Genomic DNA, 23,994 nt, shown 5'->3' on the forward strand with positions numbered 1-23,994 from the left:
TCGATGGCGGATGAAAGCAAGCTTCGCGACTACCTCAAGCGCGTCCTCGCCGAAGCGCGCCGCTCCCAGCAACGCGTGCTGGAGCTGGAGGCCGAGAAGGCGGAGCCGATCGCGATCGTGGGCATGGCGTGCCGGCTGCCGGGCGGAGTGGCGGGCCCCGACGACCTGTGGCGGTTGGTCACCGAGCGCGGGGACGGCGTGTCGGGCTTCCCGACCGACCGCGGCTGGGACCTGGACGGGCTGTTCGACGAGGACCCGGAGAAGAGCGGCACCTCCTATGTGAGCCGGGGCGGCTTCCTGCACGAGGCGGGGCTGTTCGACGCGGGCTTCTTCGGGATCTCGCCGCGCGAGGCGGTGGCGATGGACCCGCAGCAGCGTCTGCTGCTGGAGACCTCGTGGGAGGCGCTGGAGCGGGCCGGCGTCGACGCGGCGGGGCTGAAGGGCTCGGACGTCGGCGTCTTCGTCGGAGTGATCAACGAGGGCTACGCGACCGGCGGCCCCGTCCCCCCGGAGCTGGAGGGCTTCACCGGGACGGGGACCACCGGCAGCGTGGCGTCGGGCCGGATCTCCTACGTGTTCGGCTTCGAGGGTCCGGCGGTCACCGTGGACACCGCCTGCTCGTCGTCGCTGGTGGCGATGCACCTGGCCGCGCAGGCGCTGCGGCGCGGGGAGTGCTCGCTGGCGCTGGCCGGCGGTGCCACCGTGATGGCCGGGCCGGGCATGTTCATGGAGTTCTCGCGGCAGCGGGCGCTGGCGGCCGACGGCCGGTGCAAGTCCTACGCGGACGCGGCCGACGGCACGGGCTGGGCCGAGGGCGCCGGCATGGTGCTGCTGGAGCGGCTCTCCGAGGCGCGGGCCAACGGGCACCACGTGCTGGCCGTGCTGCGCGGGTCGGCGGTGAACCAGGACGGCGCGTCCAACGGGCTGACCGCGCCCAACGGCCCCTCGCAGCAGCGGGTGATCCGCAAGGCGCTGGCGGCGGCCGGGCTCACCCCGGCCGACGTGGACGTGGTGGAGGGGCACGGCACCGGCACGGTGCTGGGCGACCCGATCGAGGCGCAGGCGCTGCTGGCCACCTACGGCCAGGAGCGCGAGCCCGGGCGTCCGCTCTGGCTGGGCTCGCTGAAGTCCAACATCGGCCACACCCAGGCCGCCGCCGGGGTGGCGGGCGTGATCAAGATGGTGCAGGCCATGCGGCACGGCGTGCTGCCCGCGACCCTGCACGTCGACGCGCCCAGTACCGAGGTGGACTGGTCGGCCGGCGCGGTGGAGCTGCTCACCGAGGCGCGGGACTGGCCGGAGACCGGGCGGCCGCGCCGGGCCGGGGTCTCCTCCTTCGGCGTCAGCGGTACCAACGCGCACGTCGTCCTGGAGGAACCGCCCGCCGAGGCACCCGCCGAGCCGGACGCGGGGCGGTCCGCCCCGGGCGGTGTGCTGCCGCTGGTCGTCTCGGCGTCCTCGGCCGGCTCGCTGGCCGGGCAGGCCGAGCGGCTGGCGGCCTTCCTCGGGACCGCCGAGGGGCCGGAACCGGCGGACGTCGCCGCCGCGTTGGCCACCGGGCGGACGGCGCTCGCCGAGCGCGCGGTGCTGGTGGCCGGTTCGACGGAGGAGGCGCTGGCCGGGCTGGGCGCCCTGGCCCGGGGCGAGTTCGCTCCCGGGCTGGTGACGGGCAGCGCGGCCGGGGCGGGCAAGCTCGTCCTGGTGTTCCCGGGGCAGGGTTCGCAGTGGGTCGGGATGGGGCGTGAACTGCTGGACGCCTCGCCGGTGTTCGCGGAGCGCGTCGCGGAGTGCGCGGCGGCGCTGGAGCGCTGGGTGGACTGGTCGCTGGAGGAGGTCCTGCGCGGTGAGGCCCCGGCCGAGCTGCTGGAGCGCGTCGACGTGCTCCAGCCGGCGAGTTTCGCGGTGATGGTCGGTCTGGCGGCGGTCTGGGCGTCGGTGGGTGTGGTGCCGGACGCGGTGGTCGGGCACTCGCAGGGGGAGATCGCGGCGGCCTGCGTGGCGGGTGCGCTGTCGTTGGAGGACGCGGCGCGGATCGTGGCGGTGCGCAGCCAGGTGATCGCCGGGAGCCTCGCCGGTCGCGGTGGGATGGCGTCGGTGGCGCTCTCCGAGAGCGAGGCCGTCGAGCGGCTGGTGCGCTGGGCGGACCGGGTGGAGGTCGCGGCCGTCAACGGCCCGGCCTCGGTCGTGGTGGCCGGTGACGCCGAGGCCTTGGACGAGGCGTTGGAGGTGCTGGCGGCCGACGGCGTGCGGGTGCGCCGGGTGGCGGTGGACTACGCCTCGCACACCCGTCATGTCGAGGCGATCGAGGAGACTCTCGGCGAGGCCTTCGCGGACATCCGCAGCCAGGCCCCGCTGGTGCCGTTCCTCTCCACCGTCACGGGCGCTTGGGTCACCGAGGCTGGCGTGCTGGACGGCGGGTACTGGTACCGCAACCTGCGCGGCCAGGTCCGCTTCGGCCCGGCGATCGCGACGCTGCTGGACCAGGGCCACACGGTGTTCGTGGAGTCGAGCGCGCACCCGGTGCTGGTCCAGCCGGTCAGTGAGATCGTGGACGAGGCCGGGGCCGAGGTTCTGGTCACCGGGACGCTGCGGCGGGACGAGGGCGGCCCGCGCCGCCTGCTGGCCTCGATGGCCGAACTCTTCGTCCGGGGCGTGGCGGTGGACTGGACGGGCGTGCTACCGACCGGCACCGCCCGCGTCGAGCTGCCGACCTACGCCTTCGACCACCGGCACTACTGGCTCCAGCTCGGCCCGGCCGCCGACGCGGCCTCGCTCGGCCAGTCGGCCGCCGACCACCCCCTGATGGGCGCCGTGACGGAGGTGCCGGAGACCGGCGGCCTGCTCGGCACCTCGCGGCTGTCGCTGCGCACCCACCCCTGGCTGGCCGACCACGTCGTCGGCGGTGCCGTGCTGCTCCCGGCCGGCGCCCTGGTGGAGCTGGCCGTGCGGGCCGGTGACGAACTGGGCTGCGGCACCCTCGACGACCTGGTGGTCAAAGCTCCGCTGCTGCTGCCGGAACAGGGTGGCGTCCGGGTCCAGGTGACCGTCGGCGGCCCCGACGAGAGCGGTGCCCGCAGCGTCGCCGTCTACTCGACCCGGGAGGACGCCGCGGGCGACACCGGCGGCGACACCTGGACCCGCCACGCCACCGGCACCCTCACCGCGACGACCAAGACCGCTGCCCCGCAGGCCGACTTCACCGTCTGGCCGCCCGCCGGGGCCCGGCCGGTCGACGTCGACGCCCTCTACGCCGACCTCGGCGGGCACGGCTACCAGCACGGCCCGGCCTTCCGGGGCCTGCGCGGGCTCTGGCAGCGCGGCGCGGAGACCTTCGCCGAGGTCGCGGTGGACGAGGAGAGCCGGGAGGAGGCCGGGCGGTTCGGCCTGCACCCCGCCCTGCTCGACGCCGCCCTGCACCCGGCCCTGCGGGACACCGCGGTGGCCGACGGCGCCGCGACCGGCGCCCGGGTCTGGCAGCCGCTGGCCTGGCAGGGGCTCGCCCTGCACGCCGTCGGCGCCTCCGTGCTGCGGGTGCGGATCGCGCCGCGGGGCGGCGACGCCCTGACGGTGGAGGCGGTCGACCCGGCCGGCGGCGTGGTCCTGACGGCGGGCTCGGTGGAGCTGCGGCCGCTGACCGCCGAGCAGTTGACGGCCGGCCCGGGCACGGCGGGCGCCGACTCGCTGTTCCGCGTCGAGTGGAGCGACCTGCCACCGTCCACGGTGGCGGCGGCCGACCGGCCGGTCTGGGTCGCGGTGTCCGACGCGGCCGGGATCACCGCGCTGGCCGACGGCGCGGGCCCGGAGGCGGCGCTCCCCGCCGTGGCGGTCCTGGACGCCGTGGCGGACGGCGCCGACGGCGTCGACGCCGCGCTCGTCCTGACCAACCGGGTGCTGGCGGCCGTCCAGGCCTGGCTGGCCGCGCCCGGACTGGAGGAGGCCCGGCTGGTCGTCGCCACCCGGGGCGCGGTCGGCGCCGGCGCGGACGGCGCGGTCACCGACCCGGCCGGTGGCGCGGTGTGGGGCCTGATCCGCGCCGCCCAGACCGAGAACCCGGACCGGATCGTCCTGCTCGACCTCGACCCCGCCGCGGACCTCGACCTCGACCTCGCCCCGGTGCTGGGCACGGCGCTCGCCACCGGGGAGCCCGAACTGGCCCTGCGCGGCACGGCGCTGTCCGTCCCGCGGCTCGTCCGCGCCGCACCGGCCGCCGGGGCCGACGGCGGGACGGGGACCGGCCTCGACCCCGAGGGCATCGTCCTGATCACCGGTGGCACCGGTTCGCTGGGCGGGATCCTCGCCCGGCACCTGGTCGCCGACCACGGCATCCGGCACCTGGCGCTGGTCAGCCGGCGCGGCCCGGCGGCCGAGGGCGCGGCCGAGCTGGTCGCCGAACTGAAGGGGCTCGGCGCGACGACGGTCGCGGTGGAGTCCTGCGACGTGACCGACCGGGCGGCCGTGGCGGACCTGCTGGCCGACGTGCGCCGCGCCGGGCGCCGGCTGACCGCCGTCGTGCACACCGCGGGCATCGCCGACGCCGGTGTCATCGGCTCGCTGGACCCCGAGCGGGTCGCCCAGGTCTTCGCCCCGAAGGTCACCGCGGCCCAGCACCTGGACGCCCTGACCCGCGAACTCGCCCCCGACCTGGACGCGTTCGTGGTCTTCTCCTCGGTCTCCTCGGTGTTCCTCGGCGCGGGCACCGGCAGCTACGCGGCCGCCAACGCCTTCCTGGACGCCCTCGCCCACCAGCGCCGGGCGGCCGGTCTGGCCGCGACCTCGCTGGCCTGGGGCCTGTGGAACCAGACCGCCGGCGGTATGGCAGCCGGCATGGACGACCTCACCCGCAGCCGGATGAACCGACGCGGCGGCGTGCTGGCGATGACGGCCGAGGAGGGCATGGACCTCTTCGACGCGGCCCTGCGCACCGGCGAGGCGCTGCTCATCCCGGCCAAGCTGGACCTGCGGGCGCTGCGCGCCGGCGCCGCGGCCGGCCGGGACGTCCCGACCCTCCTGCGCGGCCTGGTGCGGACCGGGCGGCAGCTGGTGCGGGCGGCCTCGGGGGACGGCGGCGGCGGGCTGGCCGGTCGGCTGGCCGGGCTGGCGGCGGCCGAGCAGGAGGCGCTGCTGCTGGAGCTGGTCCGCGGTCACGCGGCGACCGTGCTCGGGCACGCGGGGCCCGACGCGATCAGGAGCGGGACGGCCTTCCGGGACTCCGGCTTCGACTCGCTGACCTCCGTCGAGCTGCGCAACCGGCTGCGCGAGGCGACCGGTCTGAAGCTGGCCGCGACGGTGGTCTTCGACCACCCGACCCCGCTCGCGTTCGCCCGTTACCTGCACGCCGAGTTCGGTCTCGTCGCCGACGGGACCGCCGCGGCGGCGCCGGCGGTCGCGCCCGCCGAACCGGACGAGCCGATCGCGATCGTCGGCATGGCCTGCCGGCTGCCCGGCGGCGTCGGCAGCCCGGCGGACCTCTGGCGGCTGGTCAGCGAGGGCCGGGACGCGATGTCGGGCTTCCCCGAGGACCGCGGCTGGGACGTGGCGGACCTCTTCGACGCCGACCCCGGAAAGGCCGGCACCTCCTATGTGAGCCAGGGCGGATTCCTCTACGAGGCGGGGCGGTTCGACGCCGGGTTCTTCGGCATCAGCCCGCGGGAGGCGCTGGCGATGGACCCGCAGCAGCGGCTGCTGCTGGAGACCTCGTGGGAGGCGCTGGAGCGGGCCGGCATCGACCCGCTCTCGCTGAAGGGCACGGACGCCGGGGTGTTCTCCGGTGTCATGGGCCAGGGCTACGGCGCCGGCGGCGCGGTGCCCGCGGAGCTGGAGGGCTTCACCGGCACCGGCGGCATGGGCAGCGTGGCCTCCGGCCGAGTGGCCTACGTCTTCGGCTTCGAGGGCCCGGCGGTCACGGTGGACACGGCCTGCTCGTCGTCGCTGGTCGCGATGCACCTGGCCGCGCAGGCGCTGCGCCAGGGCGAGTGCTCGATGGCGCTGGCCGGCGGTGCGACCGTGATGGCCACCCCCGGCACCTTCGTGGAGTTCTCCCGCCAGCGCGGCCTGGCGACGGACGGCCGCTGCAAGTCCTACGCGGACGCGGCGGACGGCACAGGCTGGGCCGAGGGCGCTGGTGTGGTGGTGCTGGAGCGGCTGTCGGAGGCGCGGCGCAAGGGGCACCGGGTGCTCGCGCTGGTGCGCGGGTCGGCGGTCAACCAGGACGGCGCGTCCAACGGGCTGACCGCGCCCAGCGGGGTCTCCCAGCAGCGGGTGATCCGCAAGGCGCTGGCCAACGCGGGCCTGACCGGCGCCGAGGTGGACGTGGTCGAGGGCCACGGCACCGGCACGGTCCTGGGGGACCCGATCGAGGCGCAGGCGCTGCTGGCCACCTACGGCCAGGACCGGGAGCCGGGGCGTCCGCTCTGGCTGGGCTCGCTGAAGTCCAACATCGGCCACACCCAGATGGCCGCCGGGGTGGCCGGTGTGATCAAGATGGTGGAGGCGCTGCGGCACGGTGTCCTGCCGCCCACGCTGCACGTGGACGCGCCGTCCTCGCAGGTGGACTGGACGGCGGGCGCCGTCGAGCTGCTGACCGAGGCGCGGGAGTGGCCGGAGACCGGCCGCCCCCGCCGGGTGGGCGTCTCCGGCTTCGGGGTCAGCGGGACGAACGCGCACCTGATCCTGGAGCAGGCCCCGGTCGACGAGGCGCAGGCCGTCGCGGTCGAGGCCGCTCCGACGGGTGTGGTCCCGCTGGTGCTGTCGGCGAAGAGCGCGCGGTCGCTGGCCGGGCAGGCCGACCGGCTGGCGCCCTTCGTCGAGACCTCCGAGGCCGGGACGGCGGAGATCGCCGCCGCGCTGCTGGCCCAGCGGGCGCTGCTGTCGGAGCGCGCGGTGGTGCTGGCGGGTTCGCCGGAGGAGGCGTTGGCCGGGCTGAGCGCCCTGGCGCGGGGCGAGCACAGCCCGGTGCTGGTGACCGGGACCGCCGGTGAGGCGGCGCGCACGGTGCTGGTGTTCCCGGGGCAGGGGTCGCAGCGGGTCGGGATGGGCCGGGAGCTGGCGGAGCGGTACCCGGTGTTCGCCGAGGCCTTCGACGCGGCGTGTGCCGCGTTGGACGAGCGGTTGGCGGGCTGGACCGAGCACCCGGTCAAGGACGTGGTGCTCGGTACGGCCGGATCGCTGGACCAGACCGTGTACACCCAGGCGGGTCTGTTCGCGGTGGAGACGGCGTTGTTCCGGCTGATCGAGTCCTGGGGCGTCCGGCCGGACGCGGTCATGGGCCACTCGATCGGGGAGATCACGGCCGCCCATGTGGCCGGGGTGCTCTCGCTCGGCGACGCGGCGGCGGTGGTCGCCGCGCGGGGCCGGCTGATGCAGGCGCTGCCGTCCGGCGGTGCGATGGTGGCGGTGGCAGCCACCGAGGCCGAGGTCGCCGAACTCCTCACGGATGGCGTGGATCTGGCGGCGGTGAACGGTCCTTCGTCGGTGGTCCTCTCCGGCGAGGAGGCGGCCGTGCTGAAGGCCGTTGAAGCCCTCAAGGCGCAGGGCCGCAAGGTCAAGCAGCTGACCGTCTCGCACGCCTTCCACTCGGCGCTGATGGAGCCGATGCTGGCGGGGTTCGCCGCCGTCCTCGCCGAGGTGGTCTGGCGCGAACCGAGGCTCCCGGTGATCTCCAACGTCACCGGCCGACCGGCCGAGCCCGGCCAACTGGCCGACCCCGCCTACTGGGTGGACCACGTGCGGCGCCCGGTCCGGTTCGCCGACGGCATCGCCGCCGCGGCCGGGGACGGCACCGCACTGTTCGTCGAACTGGGCCCCGGCGCCGCGCTCAGCAGCGCGGTGGCGGAGTCCGCCGGCGACGGCGCGCTCTGCGTCGCGGCCCTGCGCGACGGCCGCCCCGAGGCGCACACCGTGCTGGCCGCGGTGGCCGAACTCCTCGTCCGGGGCGTCGCGGTGGACTGGTCCGGCCTCCTGCCCGCCGGCCCGGGCCACCTGGAACTGCCGACCTACGCCTTCGACCACCGGCAGTACTGGCTGCAGCCCGCCCCGGCCGCCGACGCCGCCTTCCTGGGGCTGAACGGGACCGACCACCCGCTGCTCGGCGCGGTGATGCACCTGCCGCAGAACGACGGCCTGGTGTTCACCTCCCGGCTCTCGCTGCGCACGCACCCGTGGCTCGCCGACCACGCCGTCGGCGGGGTCGTCCTGCTGCCCGGCACCGGCCTGGTCGAGCTGGCCGTCCGGGCCGGCGACGAGGCCGGCTGCGGCGCCCTGGACGAACTGGTCATCGAGGCACCGCTGGTGGTGCCGGACCACGGCGGCGTCCGGGTCCAGGTCGCGCTCGGCGGCCCGGACGAGCGGGGCACCCGGACGGTGGAGGTGTACTCCGCCCGGGAGGACGCGATGGAGGCCGGTACGGACGGCTGGACCCGCCACGCCACCGGCACCCTGCGGCCGGCCGGGACCGGCGCCGCACCGGAGTTCGACCTCACCGCCTGGCCGCCGCCCGGCGCCCAGCCGGTCGAGGTCGACGTCGAGGGCTTCTACGCCGACCTGATCCGGCTCGGCTACACCTACGGCCCGTCGTTCCAGGGCCTGCGGGCGGTCTGGCGGCGCGGCGAGGAGGTCTTCGCCGAGATCGCCCTGCCGGAGGACCACCGCGAGGGGGCGGGCCGCTTCGGCATCCATCCCGCGCTGCTCGACGCCGCCCTGCACGCCAACGGCTTCGTCCGCCCGGCCGACGCCCCCGAGGCGGCGGACGAGCCCCGGACGGTCCTGCCGTTCGCCTGGAACGGGCTCACCCTGCACGCCGTCGGCGCCTCGGCGCTGCGGGTCCGGGTGGCACCGTCGGGCCAGGACGCGGTGTCGCTCCAGGCCGCCGACGAGACCGGCGGTCCGGTCCTGACGCTGGACTCCCTGGTGTTCCGCGCCGTCTCCGCCGAGCAGCTGGAGGCGGCGGCGGGTGCGCCGGGCGGCGACTCGCTGTTCCGGGTGGAGTGGACGGCCCTGCCGTCGCCGCCGCCCCTCGCGGCCGCGCCGAGCCGGGTGTCCGTCGCCACCGCCGACGAGGTGACCGCGCTGGCCGCGGCGGGCGGGGTGCCGGACGCCGTGGTGCTGACGGCGGCCGGTGCGGACGCGCTGGAGCTCGGCACCCGGGTGCTCGACGTGCTCCAGGCGTGGCTGGTCGCTCCGGCCCCGGAGACCTCCCGACTGGTCGTGGCGACCAGCGGCGCGGTGCCCGCCGGTGGCGACGCCGCGGTGACCGACCCGGCCGGCAGCGCCGTCTGGGGCCTGGTCCGGGCCGCCCAGGTGGAGAACCCCGACCGGATCGTCCTGCTCGACACCGCTGCCGGCACCGACGCCGACGCGGTCCTCGCCGCCGTGCTGGCCACCGGTGAGCCGCAGGTCGCGGTCCGCGGCCCGGTGCTCTCCGCGCCGCGCCTGGTCCGGGCCGGCGCCGTCGACCGGGCGGAGCCGGTGCTGGACCGGGCGGGGACGGTGCTGGTCACCGGTGGTACCGGGTCGCTGGGTGCGGTGCTGGCCCGGCACCTGGTGACCGAGCACGGGATCCGGCATCTGGTGCTGACCAGCCGGCGGGGCCTGGAGGCCGACGGTGCCCGGGAGTTGGTGGCCGAGCTGCACGCGCTCGGCGCCGAGTCGGTGGCCGTACCGGCCTGTGATGTGACCGACCGGGACGCACTGGCCGCACTGCTCGCCTCCGTGGTCGACGAGCGTCCGCTGACGGCCGTCGTGCACACCGCGGGCGTCCTGGACGACGGGGTGATCGGCGCGCTGACGCCCGAGCGGCTGGCCCGGGTCTTCGCCCCGAAGGTGACCGCCGTCGGCCACCTTGACGAGCTCACCCGCGAACTCGCCCCCGACCTGGCGGCGTTCGTCGTCTACTCCTCCGCCTCCGGCCTGTTCGGCTCCGCCGGCCAGGGCAACTACGCGGCGGCCAACGCCTACCTCGACGGCCTGATGGCCAGGCGCCGGTCGGCCGGCCTGCCGGCGCTCTCGCTCGCCTGGGGCCCGTGGGAGCAGAGCGCCACCGGGATGACCACCGGCGCCGAGGCGGCCGGGCGCACCCGGACGAACCGCCGCGGCGGCATTCTCGCGCTCGGGCCGGCGGAGGGCACCGCGCTGTTCGACGCCGCGCTCGGCGCGGAGGAGGCGCTGCTGGTGCCGATCAAGCTGGACCTGCGGGCGATCAGGGCCGAGGCCGCGACCGGCGGGGGAGTACCGCCCCTGCTGCGCGGCCAGGTGAGGGCCGGCCGCCAGGTGGCCCGGGCCGCGTCCGGCGACGGCGGTGACGGCCTGGTGCGCCGGCTCACCGGGCTCGCCCGGGCCGACCAGGAGGCCCTGCTGGTGGACCTCCTGCGGGCCCAGGTCGCGCTGGTCCTGGGCCACACCGGACCGGACGGGGTGGTGGCCGGGACGTCCTTCAAGGACGCCGGATTCGACTCGCTCACCTCGGTCGAGCTGCGCAACCGGCTCCGCGAGGCCACCGGCCTCAATCTGTCCGCCACCGTGGTCTTCGACTACCCGACCCCGCTCGCCCTGGCCCGCCACGTGCACGGCGAACTGCTCCCGGACGGCGCGGCGAGCGGCCCGGAAGTGGACGAGGACCGGCTGCGGCACGCCCTGGTCTCCCTCCCGATGGCCCGATTCCGGGAGGCCGGGCTGATGGAAGCCCTGGTCAGGCTGGTCGCACTGGACACCGGCGGACCGGCGGCCGACGCGGCGGACGAGGACGACCGGCCGGGCACGCTCGCCGACCTGGACGTCGACGACCTCGTCCAACTGGCGCTCGGCGGCGACGACGACGAGGGCCTCGAAAGCTGATGCGGTACAACGTGAATGGGGCAGTGAAGTGAGTACTTCATACGAGAAGCTTGTCGAGGCGCTGCGGAAGTCGCTCGAAGAGGTCGGCTCGCTGAAGAAGCGGAACCGCCAACTCGTCAGCGCCTCCAGCGAGCCTGTGGCGATCGTGGGTATGGCGTGCCGGCTGCCCGGTGGTGTCGACAGCCCGGAGGGGCTGTGGGACCTGGTCAGCGAGGGCCGGGACGGTGTCTCGGGCTTCCCCTCCGACCGGGGCTGGGACCTCGACGGGCTGTTCGACGAGGACCCGGAGAACCGCGGCACCTCCTACGTCGACCAGGGCGGCTTCCTGCACGAGGCCGGTCTCTTCGACGGGGGCTTCTTCGGGATCTCGCCGCGCGAGGCGCTCGCCATGGATCCGCAGCAGCGGCTGCTGCTGGAGACCTCCTGGGAGGCGCTGGAGCGGGCCGGCATCGACCCGGCCACGCTCAAGGGCAGCGATGTCGGGGTCTTCAACGGGATCATGGGCGTCGACTACTTCGCCGGCGGCAGCGTGCCGCCGGAGCTGGAGGGCTTCACCGGGACGGGCGCGGCCGCCAGCGTGGCGTCCGGCCGGATCTCCTACGTGTTCGGCTTCGAGGGCCCGGCTGTGACGCTCGACACCGCCTGCTCCTCCTCGCTGGTGGCGATCCACCTGGCGGCCCAGGCGCTGCGCCGCGGCGAGTGCTCGATGGCGCTGGCCGGCGGCGCGACCGTGATGGCCACCCCCGGCCTCTTCATCGACTTCTCGCGCCAGCGCGGGCTGGCCGCCGACGGCCGGTGCAAGGCGTACGCGGACGCGGCGGACGGCACAGGCTGGGCCGAGGGCGCGGGCGTGGTGGTGCTGGAGCGGCTCTCCGAGGCGCGGCGCAAGGGGCACCGGGTGCTCGCGGTGGTCCGCGGCAGCGCGGTGAACCAGGACGGCGCGTCGAACGGTCTGACCGCGCCGAACGGTCCCTCGCAGCAGCGGGTGATCCGCAAGGCGCTGGCCAACGCGGGTCTTTCCACCGCGGATGTGGACCTGGTGGAGGGCCACGGCACGGGCACGGTGCTGGGTGACCCGATCGAGGCGCAGGCCCTGCTGGCCACCTACGGCCAGGACCGGCCCGCCGAGCGGCCGTTGCGGCTCGGCTCGCTGAAGTCGAACATTGGCCACACCCAGGCCGCCGCCGGGGTGGCCGGTGTGATCAAGATGGTCCAGGCGCTGCGGCACGGCGTCATGCCGCCCACCCTGCACGTGGACGCGCCGTCCACCCAGGTCGACTGGTCCGCCGGTGCGGTGGAGCTGCTGACCGAGGCGCGGGACTGGCCGGAGACCGGCCGCCCCCGCCGGGCGGCGGTGTCCGGCTTCGGCGTCAGCGGCACCAACGCGCACCTGATCCTGGAGCAGGCCCCCGAGGAGGAGGCGCGGCCGGCGGCCGTGCCCGAGGGCGTCGTCCCGCTGGTGCTGTCGGCCGCCTCGGCCGCCGCCCTGGCCGGCCAGGCCGGGCGGCTGGCCGCCTTCGTCGAGGCGTCCTCCGTCGACGGGCCCGGGGCCGGGGCGCCGGTCGCGGTGGCGGGTGCGCTGCTCGCCCAGCGCGCGGTGCTGGGCGAGCGGGCGGTGCTGGTGGCCGGCTCGCGCGAGGAGACACTGGCGGGCCTGGCCGCGCTGGCACGCGGCGAGTCCGCGCCCGCCGGGGCGAGTGGCGGCGCGTCCCCGTCCGGCGGCCCGGGGAAGGTGGTCCTGGTCTTCCCGGGTCAGGGTTCGCAGCGGGTCGGGATGGGCCGTGAGCTGGCGGAGCGGTACCCGGTGTTCGCCGAGGCCTTCGACGCGGCCTGCGCGGCGCTGGACGCGCGGTTGGCGGGGTGGACCGAGCACCCGGTCAAGGACGTGGTGTTCGGTACGGCCGGATCGCTGGACCAGACCGTGTACACCCAGGCCGGGTTGTTCGCCGTGGAGACGGCGTTGTTCCGGCTGATCGAGTCCTGGGGTGTCCGGCCTGACGCGGTGATGGGGCACTCGATCGGGGAGATCACGGCCGCGCACGTGGCCGGGGTGCTTTCGCTCGGGGACGCGGCGGCGGTGGTCGCCGCGCGCGGTCGGCTGATGCAGGCGCTGCCGTCCGGCGGCGCGATGGTGGCAGTGGCAGCCACCGAGGCCGAGGTCGCCGAACTCCTCGGTGACGGCGTGGACCTGGCGGCGGTGAACGGTCCTTCGTCGGTGGTGCTCTCCGGCGAGGAGGCGGCGGTCCTGAAGGCCGCGGAGCAACTGCGGGAGCAGGGCCGCAAGGTCAAGCAGCTCACCGTCTCGCACGCCTTCCACTCGGCGCTGATGGAGCCGATGCTGGCGGAGTTCGCCGCCGTGCTCGCCGACGTCGCCTGGGGCGAGGCACAGGTCCCGATCGTCTCCAACGTGACCGGACAGGTGGCCGCGCCCGGTCAACTGGCCGATCCCGCCTACTGGGTGGACCATGTCCGCCGCCCGGTCCGGTTCGCCGACGGCATCGCCACGGCGGCCGACGGCGGCTCCGCACTCTTCGTCGAGCTGGGCCCCGGCGCCGCGCTGAGCGGCGTGGTCGCGGAGTCCGCCGGTGAGCGCGCGGTCGCGGTGGCCGCGCTGCGCGACGGCCGCCCCGAGGTGCACACCGTGCTGGCCTCGGTCGCCGAACTCTTCGTCCGTGGCATCGAGGTGGACTGGGCGAAGACGCTGCCCGCCGGCTTCACGCCCACCCATCTGGAGCTGCCCACCTACGCCTTCGAGCACGAGCACTACTGGCTCCCGGCCACCCCGCTGACCGACGCCACCTCGCTCGGCCAGGGCAAGGCCGACCACCCGCTGCTCGGCGCGGTCGTCCAACTGCCGCAGTCCGACGGCCTGGTGTTCACCTCCCGGCTGTCGCTGCGCACGCACGCCTGGCTCGCCGACCACGCCGTCGGGGGAGTGGTCCTCGTCCCCGGGACCGGTCTGGTGGAGCTGGCCGTGCGGGCCGGCGACGAGGTCGGTTGCGGGGTGCTGGACGAACTCGTCATCGAGGCACCGCTGGTGGTGCCCGAGCACGGCGGCCTGCGGGTCCAGGTCGCCGTCGGCGGCCCGGACGAGCGGGGCGCCCGCACGGTGGAGGTGTACTCCGCCCGCGAGGACGCGGTGGAGGGCACCGACACCGCGGGAGCCATGGACGCCTGGGTCCGCCACGCCACCGGCACACTGCTGCCGACGACGGCCGGCGCCGCCGAGCCGGAGTTCGACTTCACCGCCTGGCCGCCGCCCGGCGCGCAGCCGGTGGACATCACCGGCGGCTACGACCTGCTCGACCGCGCGGGGTACGCCTACGGCCGGTCGTTCCAGTGCGTGCGTGCGGTCTGGCGGCGCGGCGAGGAGATCTTCGCCGAGGTGGCCCTGCCGGACGAACTGCGCGAGCGGGCAGCCGGGTTCGGCATCCACCCCGGCCTGCTCGACGCCGCCCTGCACTCCAGCATGCTGGACGCGGCGGCCGCGCTGAGCGGCGCCCGGCCGGACGACGCACCGGACGAGGAGCCGGTGGTCCGGCTGCCGTTCGCCTGGAACGGGCTGGTGCTGCACGCGGCCGGGGCCGCCTCGGTCCGGGTGCGGGTCGCCCGGCCGGGGCCGGACGTCCTGTCGCTGGAGGCCGTCGACGACGCCGGCGGGCTCGTCCTGACGCTTGACTCGCTGGTCTCCCGCGCCGTCTCCACCGAGCAGTTGGAGGCGGCGGCGGGGACGCCGGGCAGCGACGCGCTGTACCGGGTGGAGTGGACCGAGTCGGCCACCCTGCCCGCCGCCCCCACCCCCGGCCCGGTCCCGGCCCGGGTCACCGCCCCGGCGGACCTGGCGGCACTGTTCGAGGGCGAGGGCGAGGGCGAGGGCGAGGGTGAGGGTGAGGGTGAGGGTGAGGGCACCGGCGCCGCCGCGCCGACGGCGGTGCTGCTGGAGGCCGTCACCGACAGCCCCGGGGACACCCCGCTCGCGCTGACCCGGCGGGTGCTGGAGGTCGTCCGGGCCTGGCTGGCCGGGCCCGCCCCGGCGCGGGCCCGGCTGGTGGTGGCGACCAGGGGCGCGGTGCCCGCCGGCGGCGACGCCGCGGTGACCGACCCGGCCGGCGCCGCGGTCTGGGGTCTGCTCCGGGCGGCGCAGGCGGAGAACCCGGACCGGATCGTGCTGCTCGACGCCGAGTCCGGCACCGACCTCGACGCGGTGCTGACCGCCGTGCTGGCCACCGGTGAACCGCAGGTCGCCCTGCGCGGTGCGGCCCTGTCCGTGCCGCGCCTCGCCCGGGCCGGTATCGCCCGGGGCACCGCGCCGGTGCTGGACCGGGCGGGGACGGTGCTGGTCACCGGTGGTACCGGGTCGCTGGGTGCGGTGCTGGCCCGGCACCTGGTGACCGAGCACGGGATCCGGCATCTGGTGCTGACCAGCCGGCGGGGTCTGGAGGCCGAGGGTGCGCGGGAGCTGGTGGCCGAACTGTACGCGCTGGGCGCCGAGTCGGTGGCGGTGCCGGCCTGTGACGTGACCGACCGCGACGCGCTGGCGGACTTGCTGGCCGCCGTCCGGCGCGACGGTCACCGGCTGACCGCCGTGGTCCACGCGGCGGGTGTCTTCGACGGCGGTGTGGTCGGCGAGATCGACCCGGAGCGGCTGGAGCGCGTCTTCGCACCGAAGGTGACGGCGACTCGGCACCTCGACGAGCTGACCCGTGAACTCGCCCCGGACCTGGACGTGTTCATCACGTACTCCTCCGTCTCGGCGGTGTTCCTGGGCGCGGGCACCGGCGCCTACGCGGCGGCGAACGCCTACCTGGACGGGCTGATGGCCCGGCGCCGGGCGGACGGCCTGCCCGCGCTGTCGCTGGCCTGGGGCCCGTGGGCGCAGAGCGACGGCATGGGCGCCGACCTGGACGAGCTGTCCCGGAGCCGGATGAACCGGCGCGGCGGCGCCCAGCCGCTGACGCCGGCGGAGGGCATGGAGCTCTTCGACACCGCGCTGCACAGTGACCGGGCGCTGCTCGTCCCGGTCAAGCTGGACCTGCGGGCCCTGCGCACGGCCGCCACGGCCGGCGCCGGGGTGCCGCCCCTGCTGCTGGGCCTGGTCCGCCCCGGCCGGCAGTCGGCGCGGGCCGCCGCGACCGGCGCCGGCGGCGGGCTCGCCGGCCGGCTGGCCGGGCTGGCCGCGGCCGAGCGCGAGGCGCTGCTGCTGGAGCTGGTCCGGACGCACGTCGCGTCGGTGCTCGGCCACGCGGGCGCGGCGAAGGTCGCGGCGGAGCGGGCCTTCAAGGACGCTGGCTTCGACTCGCTGACCTCCGTCGAGCTGCGCAACCGGCTGCGCGAGGCCACCGGCCTCAGCCTGCCCGCCACGGCCGTCTTCGACTACCCCACCCCGCTCGCCCTGGCCCGCTACCTGGACGGCGAGTTCGATGGCACGGCGGTCGCGGCGGGGCCGGTGGTACCGGCGGCGGCCGTGCACGATCCGGCCGATCCGGTGGCGATCGTCGGCATGGCCTGCCGGCTGCCCGGCGGGGTGGCCACCCCGGAGGACCTGTGGCAGCTGGTCACCGAGGGGCGGGACGGCGTGTCGCTGTTCCCCTCCGACCGCGGCTGGGGCCTGGACGAGCTGTTCGACGCCGACCCGGAGAGCGAGGGCACCTCCTACGTCAGCCAGGGCGGCTTCCTGCACGAGGCACCGCTGTTCGACCCGGCCTTCTTCGGGATCTCGCCGCGTGAGGCGCTGGCGATGGACCCGCAGCAGCGGCTGCTGCTGGAGACCTCCTGGGAGGCGATGGAACGGGCCGGCATCGACCCGGGCTCGCTGAAGGGCACCGAGGTCGGGGTGTTCAACGGCATCATGGGCGTCGACTACTACGCCGGTGGCAGCGTGCCGCCGGAGCTGGGCGGCTTCGCGCTGACCGGCGCCGGCGCCAGTGTGGCCTCGGGCCGGGTGTCCTACGTGTTCGGCTTCGAGGGCCCGGCGGTCACCGTGGACACGGCCTGCTCCTCCTCGCTGGTGGCGATCCACCTGGCCGCCCAGGCGCTGCGCCAGGGCGAGTGCTCGCTGGCCCTGGCCGGCGGTTCGACGGTGATGTCCAGCCCGAGCATGTTCATGGAGTTCTCGCGGCAGAAGGCGCTGGCGACGGACGGCCGCTGCAAGTCCTACGCGGACGCCGCCGACGGCACCGGCTGGGCCGAGGGCGCCGGTGTGGTGGTGCTGGAGCGGCTCTCCGAGGCGCGGCGCAACGGCCACCCGGTGCTCGCGGTGCTGCGCGGGTCCGCGGTGAACCAGGACGGCGCGTCCAACGGTCTGACCGCGCCGAACGGCCCCTCCCAGCAGCGGGTGATCCGCAAGGCGCTGGCGGCGGCCGGGCTGTCGACGGCCGATGTGGACCTGGTCGAGGGCCACGGCACGGGCACCGTCCTGGGGGACCCGATCGAGGCGCAGGCGCTGCTGGCCACCTACGGTCGCGGCCGTGACCCGGAGCGCCCGCTCTGGCTGGGCTCGCTGAAGTCCAACATCGGCCACGCCCAGGCGGCGGCGGGTGTCTCGGGTGTGATCAAGATGGTGCAGGCGCTGCGGCACGGCGTGATGCCCGCGACCCTGCACGTGGACGCGCCCTCCTCGCAGGTGGACTGGACGGCGGGCGCCGTCGAGCTGCTGACCGAGGCGCGGGAGTGGCCCGAGGTGGACCGGCCGCGCCGGGCCGGGGTCTCCTCCTTCGGCCTCAGCGGGACCAACGCGCACGTGATCCTGGAGCAGGCCCCCGAGGAGCAGCCGGCCGAGGCCGGGTCCGCCCCCGACGCCGTGGTGCCGCTGGTGGTCTCGGCGAAGAACGCCGCCTCGCTGGCGGCCCAGGGCGGGCGGCTGACGGAGCTCGCCGGGGCGACCGCCCCGGCGGCGCTGGCCGGTGCGCTGCTCTCCCGGCGGGCGCTGCTCTCCGAGCGCGCGGTGGTGGTGGCCGGGTCCCCGGCGGAGGCGTCGGCCGGGCTGGCCGCGCTGGCCCGGGGCGAGTCCGCCGCCGGGCTGGTGACGGGCACCGCGGGCACGGTGGGCAAGCTCGTCCTGGTCTTCCCCGGCCAGGGGGCGCAGTGGGCCGGGATGGGCCGTGAACTGCTGGACACCTCACCGGTGTTCGCCGAGCGCATCGCCGAGTGCGCCCGGGCGCTCGGCCCCTGGGTGGACTGGTCGCTGGAGGAGGTGCTGCGCGGCGAGGCGCCGGCCGAGGTCCTGGACCGGGCCGATGTGGTGCAGCCCGCGAGCTTCGCGGTGATGGTCGGACTGGCCGCCGTCTGGGCGTCGGTGGGGGTGATCCCGGACGCGGTGCTGGGGCACTCGCAGGGCGAGATCGCGGCGGCCTGCGTGGCCGGTGCGCTCTCCCTGGAGGACGCGGCCCGGATCGTCGCGGTGCGCAGCCGGGTGATCGCCGGTCAGCTGGCCGGGCTCGGCGGGATGGCCTCGGTGGCGCTCTCCGAGGCCGAGGCGCTGGCCCGGTTGGAGGGCTGGGCGGGCCGGCTGGAGGTCGCGGTGGTCAACGGCCCCGCGTCGGTGGTGGTCGCCGGTGACCTCGACGTGCTGGACGAGGCCGTCGAGGTGCTGGCCGCCGACGGGGTACGGGTGCGCCGGGTCGCGGTGGACTTCGCCTCCCACACCCGGCACGCCGAGGCCCTGGAGGAGGTCCTGGCGGAGGCGTTCGCGGACATCCGCGGCCGGGCGCCGCTGGTCCCGCTCTTCTCGACGGTGACCGGTGAGTGGGTCCGCGAGGCCGGCGTGATCGACGGCGGCTACGTGTACCGCAACCTGCGGAGCCAGGTCCGCTTCGGCCCGGCGGTCGCCGCGCTGCTCGCCGAGGACCACACGGTGTTCGTGGAGGCCAGTACCCACCCGGTGCTGGCCCAGCCGATCACCGAGGTCGCCGACGGGGCCGGGGTCGAGGTCCTGGTGACCGGTTCGCTGCGGCGGGACGAGGGCGGCCCGCGCCGCCTGCTGGCCTCGATGGCCGAACTCTTCGTCCGCGGTGTGGCGGTGGACTGGACGGGCGTGCTGCCCGACGCGGCCGGTGGCGCCGAGGTGGACCTGCCGACCTACGCCTTCGACCACCAGCACTACTGGCTCCCGATGACCGCGGCGGCCACCGACGCGACCTCGCTGGGCCTGGCGGGGGTGGACCACCCGCTGCTCGGCGCGGTGGTCGAGGTGCCAGAGACCGGCGGGGTGCTGTGCACCTCCCGGCTCTCCCTGCGCACCCATCCCTGGCTGGCCGACCACGCGGTCGGCGACGTCGTGCTGGTGCCCGGGACGGGCCTGGTGGAGCTGGCCGTGCGGGCCGGTGACGAGGTCGGCTGCGGCACGCTGGACGAGCTGGTGATCGAGGCCCCGCTGATCCTGCCCGAGCAGGGCGGCGTCCGGGTGCAGGTCACCGTCGGCGGTCCGGACGAGGGCGGTGCCCGCACGGTCGCCGTGTACTCGACCCGCGAGGAGGCCGTCGGCGACCCGTGGACCCGGCACGCCACCGGTGTCCTGACGGCCACGGCCCGGGCGGCCGGGTCGCGGTTCGACTTCAGCGCCTGGCCGCCGCCCGGCGCGGAGCGGGTGGAGATCGGTCCCGAGGAGTTCTACGCCGGTCTGCTGGAGCACAACTACGTCTACGGGCCGGTGTTCCGGGGCCTGCGGGCGGCCTGGCGGCGCGGTGACGAGGTCTTCGCCGAGATCGCCCTGCCGGAGGACCACCGGGGCAGCGCCGCCGGGTTCGGCATCCACCCGGCGCTGCTGGACGCGGCCCTGCACGCGAAGGCCTTCCTGAGCACGGGCGACCACCGGACGATGCTGCCGTTCGCCTGGAACGGCCTGGTCCTGCACGCCGCGGGCGCCTCGTCGCTGCGGGTGCGGGTCGCCCAGCCGGCGCCCGACGCGCTCTCGCTGGAGGCGGTCGACGAGGCCGGCGGCGCCGTCCTGACGGCCGACTCGCTGGTGTTCCGCCCGGTGTCCGCCGAGCAGTTGGGCGCGGCGGCGGGCCGCGCGGGCGGCGACTCGCTGTTCCGGGTGGACTGGACGGAGGTGCTCCCGGACGGGGCCGCCGGCTCGCCGTCCTGGGTACGGCTGTCCACCGCCGAGGAGGTGGCCACCCTCGCGGAGGACGCGCTGTCCGGGGCGGCCGTCCCGGAGACCGCGATCCTGGAGGCGGTCACCGGCGGCGACGCGGACACCCCGCTGGACGTGACGGACCGGGTGCTGGAGGTCGTCCAGACCTGGCTGGCCGGCGCCGGGCTGGAGGAGACCCGGCTGGTGGTGGTGACCAGGGGCGCGGTGCCCGCCGGTGGCGACGCCACGGTGACGGACCCGGCCGGCGCCGCCGTCTGGGGTCTGGTCCGCGCGGCGCAGGCGGAGAACCCGGACCGGATCGTGCTGCTGGACACCGACGCGTCCGACCTGTCGGAGGTCGAGCCGCTGCTGGGGCCGGTGCTGGCCGTCGGCGAGCCGCAGGTCGCGGTGCGCGGCGCGACGCTCCACGTGCCCCGGCTCGCCCGGGCCGGCGCCGTCGACCGGGCGGAGCCGGTGCTGGACCGGGCGGGGACGGTGCTGGTCACCGGTGGTACCGGGTCGCTGGGTGCGGTGCTGGCCCGGCACCTGGTGACCGAGCACGGGATCCGGCATCTGGTGCTGACCAGTCGGCGGGGCCTGGAGGCCGAGGGTGCCCGGGAGTTGGTGGCCGAGCTGCACGCGCTCGGCGCCGAGTCGGTGGCGGTGCCGGCCTGTGACGTGACCGACCGGGACGCGGTGGCGGAGCTGCTGGCCGCCGTCCGGCGCGACGGCCGCCGGCTGACCGCGGTGCTGCACGCCGCGGGCCTGTTCGACGCGGGCGTGATCGGCGAGGTCGACCGGGAGCGGCTGGAGCGGGTGTTCGCGGCGAAGGTGACCGCGACCCGGCACCTGGACGAGCTGACCCGCGAACTGGCCCCGGAGTTGGACGCGTTCGTGGTCTACTCGTCGGTGTCGGCGGTGTTCCTTGGCGCGGGCACCGGCGCCTACGCGGCGGCGAACGCCTACATGGACGGGCTGATGGCCCGGCGCCGGGCGGCCGGTCTGCCGGCGCTGTCGCTGGCGTGGGGCCTGTGGGAGCAGGAGACCGGCATGGCGGCCGGCACCGACGACCTCACCCGCAGCCGGCTGAACCGGCGCGGCGGTCTGCTGGGCATGACCCCGGCCGAGGGCATGGAGCTGTTCGACACCGCGCTGCGCGGTGACCGGGCGCTGCTGGTGCCGGCCAAGCTGGACCTGCGTGCGCTGCGCGCCGACGCCGCGGCCGGGCGCGAGGCACCGCCGCTGCTGCGCGGCCTGGTGCGCGCGAGCCGGCAGCTGGCCCGGGCCGCGGTCTCGGGGGACGAGCGGCGCAAGCTGGCCGAGCGGCTGGCCGGGCTGCCCGGCGCGGAGCGCGCGACGCTCCTGCTGGACGTGGTCCGGGCCCAGGTCGCCGTCGTCCTCGGCTACAGCGCGTCCCACCACATCGACGTGGACCAGGGCCTCTTCGAGATCGGCTTCGACTCGTTGACCGCGCTCGAACTGCGCAACCGGCTGGGCGAACTGATGGGGGCGAAGCTCTCGGCCGGTCTTGTTTTCGATCACCCGACGCCGGGGATGATTGTCGCGCACATGCAAGAGCGCATGTTCGGCGAGGGCACGGGGGGTGTCGCGGCCATCTCGGTCTGAGCCGCCACGGCCGGGCCCCTGCCGCAGCCCCGGAGCGGTCCGGCGAGCGGCCCGGCCGACAAGCCGATGAACGACCCCGAACGAGCGGCCCTGATCCGGCTCGCGGACAAGAGAGGAGATGACGACGTGTTCGACGCGGACGCCTACCTCCGGCGCATCGGTTGCGCCGGGCAGACGCGCGTGGACATCGAGACGCTGCGCACCCTGCACAAGCGGCATCTCATGGCGATCCCGTACAACATCGCCGCCCAGGACTTCACCGACGGCATCAACCTCGTCGACCTCGACGAGGACGCCGTGTTCGAGACGGCCGTCGTCGAGGGACGGGGCGGCACCTGCTTCCAGCTGAACCGGCTGTTCTTCCGGCTGCTCGGCACCCTTGGCTACGAGGTCTCCCTGATGGCGGCCAGTACCGCCGAGGGCAGGGAGAACTTCGGCACCGAGATCGAGCACATGTTCGTCCGGGTGGCGCTGGACGGCGCCGAGTGGCTGGTCGACGTGGGCTACCCGGGGCCGTCCTACCTCGAACCGCTGCTCGTCACCGACGCGGTGCAGACCCAGTACGGCTGCCAGTACCGGCTGGTGGACCGGGGCGACGGTGAGACGGCGCTGCAGCGCCGGGGGCGGGTGACCCGCTGGAGCGTCGTCTACACCTTCAAGCTGCTGCCCCGGCGGTGGAGCGACTGGAAGGCACTGGAGGACCGCGCCCGGGAGAACCCGGCGCCGCCCCCCGAGGGGGACATGCAGGGCGTCCTCTACGGCCGGGCGTTCGAGGACGGCCAGGCCGTCCTGAAGGGCCGCCGGCACCTGACGGTCCGGGACGGACGGGAGCGGGTGCGCACCGTCGTCGACGACGACGAGCACCGCGTGCTCGTCGACACGATCGTGTCCGGGGACCTCCCCTGACCGGCGGGAACACCGCCGGGAGCACCCGCGGGAACACCGGCGGGAGCACTTCCGGCAGCACCATTCGCAGACGATGTACGACAATTCTGGAAGGGAATCCAATGGCGAAGAACTCGGCCGATGTGGTTGTCATCGGCGGCGGCCCGGCCGGCGCGGTCAGCGCCTTTGTCCTGGCCAAGCAGGGTCATTCCGTGGTGCTCCTGGAGCGCGACGAGTTTCCGCGCTTCCACATCGGTGAGTCCCTGCTGCCCTACATGATGGGGCTTTTCGACCGGATCGGCCTGCGCGAGGCGCTGGAATCCCGCGGATACGTCCCGAAGTTCGGTGGCGAATTCATCGACCCGACGGAGAAGAAGTTCTTCTCGGGCGTCTTCCGCGCGGACTTCAGCAAGCAGGGCGAGGGGCGCTTCGACCGCGCCTTCCAGGTCGAGCGGGCCCGGTTCGACGCGATGCTCGTCGAGGAGGCGGCCAAGGCGGGCGCCGAGGTCCACCTGGGCGCCGGCGTCAAGGACCTGCTGATGGAGGGCGACCGGATGGTCGGCGTCAGCTACGAGAAGGACGGCGAGGAGCACGAGGTCCGGGCGACCTACGTGATCGACGCCAGCGGCCGGTCCGGGCGGATCGCCAACAAGTTCGGGCTCCGCAAGACGCTGGAGAAGCTCCGGATGGTCGGGGTGTTCCGGCACTACGAGGGCCTCGACGAGAAGCACAACCTCGGGGCCGAGGGCGACATCCAGGTCGGCGCGCACAACGACGGCTGGGTGTGGGCGATCCCGATCTCCAAGGAGGTCATCAGCGTCGGCACCGTGATGCCGCGTGACACCTTCCGGGCGGCGGGCTCGCCGGAGGCGGCGTTCGACGAGCACCTGAACCGGGTGCCGCGGATCACCGCGCGGCTCACCGGCACCCGGCCGAGCATGGACCTCAAGATCGAGACCGACTACTGCTACCACGCGGACACCGTCACCGGCCCCGGCTGGGTGATGGTCGGCGACGCGGGCTGCTTCGGCGACCCGATGTTCTCCGGCGGCGTGCTGGTCGCGACCGCCACCGCCACCCGCGCCGCCGAGACCCTCGACGCGGCGCTGAAGTCCCCGGCGGACGCCGACGCGCTGATCGACGAGTACTCGAACTACTTCAAGACCGGGTACGACACCTACATCCGGCTGATCCACGCCTTCTACGACGGCGAGCTGGTCTCGGTGGCCGCCGACGCCGGCCGGACCACCTCCCGCGACGCGCTGGAGCGCTACCTGATCCGGCTGATCGGCGGCGACTTCTGGAGCGAGCACAACGCCGTCGCCCAGGAGATGCGCCGGCGCCCGGAGTGGGACACCTTCGCGCCGTTCCAGCGGGTCTTCGGCTGCCCGTCCTACCCGCAGCTCGACGAGCACGACCGCAAGGAGCGGGCCGAGGCCCGCATCCTGCGGGTGACCACCGGCCAGTAACGGCCGGGCACGTCCTGCGCACGCCCGGGATCCCGGCGGCCGACCGCCGCCGGGGCCCCGGGCGCGGATCCGGGCCCGGGTGGCACCGGAGCAGGGGCCCCACCGCGGGCGCAC

The 23,994-nt window shown here is 75.6% G+C and carries 3 protein-coding genes and 1 pseudogene; all 4 read left to right on the plus strand.

Annotated features, from left to right (window positions below; all coding sequences use genetic code 11):
- Positions 1-3: 3 nt before the first annotated feature.
- The 4 genes and pseudogenes from OG618_RS32945 (at position 4) to OG618_RS32960 (ending at position 23,880) form a co-directional block, all read left to right on the plus strand.
- Positions 4-10,827, plus strand: coding sequence for a type I polyketide synthase (locus tag OG618_RS32945; RefSeq protein WP_329491265.1), 10,824 nt, complete (start codon positions 4-6; stop codon positions 10,825-10,827).
- 43 nt (positions 10,828-10,870) lie between these two features.
- Positions 10,871-21,526, plus strand: a pseudogene (locus tag OG618_RS32950) (type I polyketide synthase); the annotation flags it as partial.
- A gap of 66 nt (positions 21,527-21,592) precedes the next feature.
- Positions 21,593-22,432, plus strand: a complete 840-nt coding sequence (locus OG618_RS32955) for an arylamine N-acetyltransferase (protein ID WP_329491267.1) — start codon at positions 21,593-21,595, stop codon at positions 22,430-22,432.
- Between the two features lie 101 nt (positions 22,433-22,533).
- Positions 22,534-23,880 (plus strand): NAD(P)/FAD-dependent oxidoreductase, encoded by a 1,347-nt coding sequence (locus OG618_RS32960; RefSeq protein ID WP_329491268.1) that lies wholly within the window; start codon positions 22,534-22,536, stop codon positions 23,878-23,880.
- Positions 23,881-23,994: the final 114 nt, after the last annotated feature.

Origin of the sequence: Kitasatospora sp. NBC_01246, from assembly GCF_036226505.1 — a bacterium.
GTDB lineage: Bacteria > Actinomycetota > Actinomycetes > Streptomycetales > Streptomycetaceae > Kitasatospora.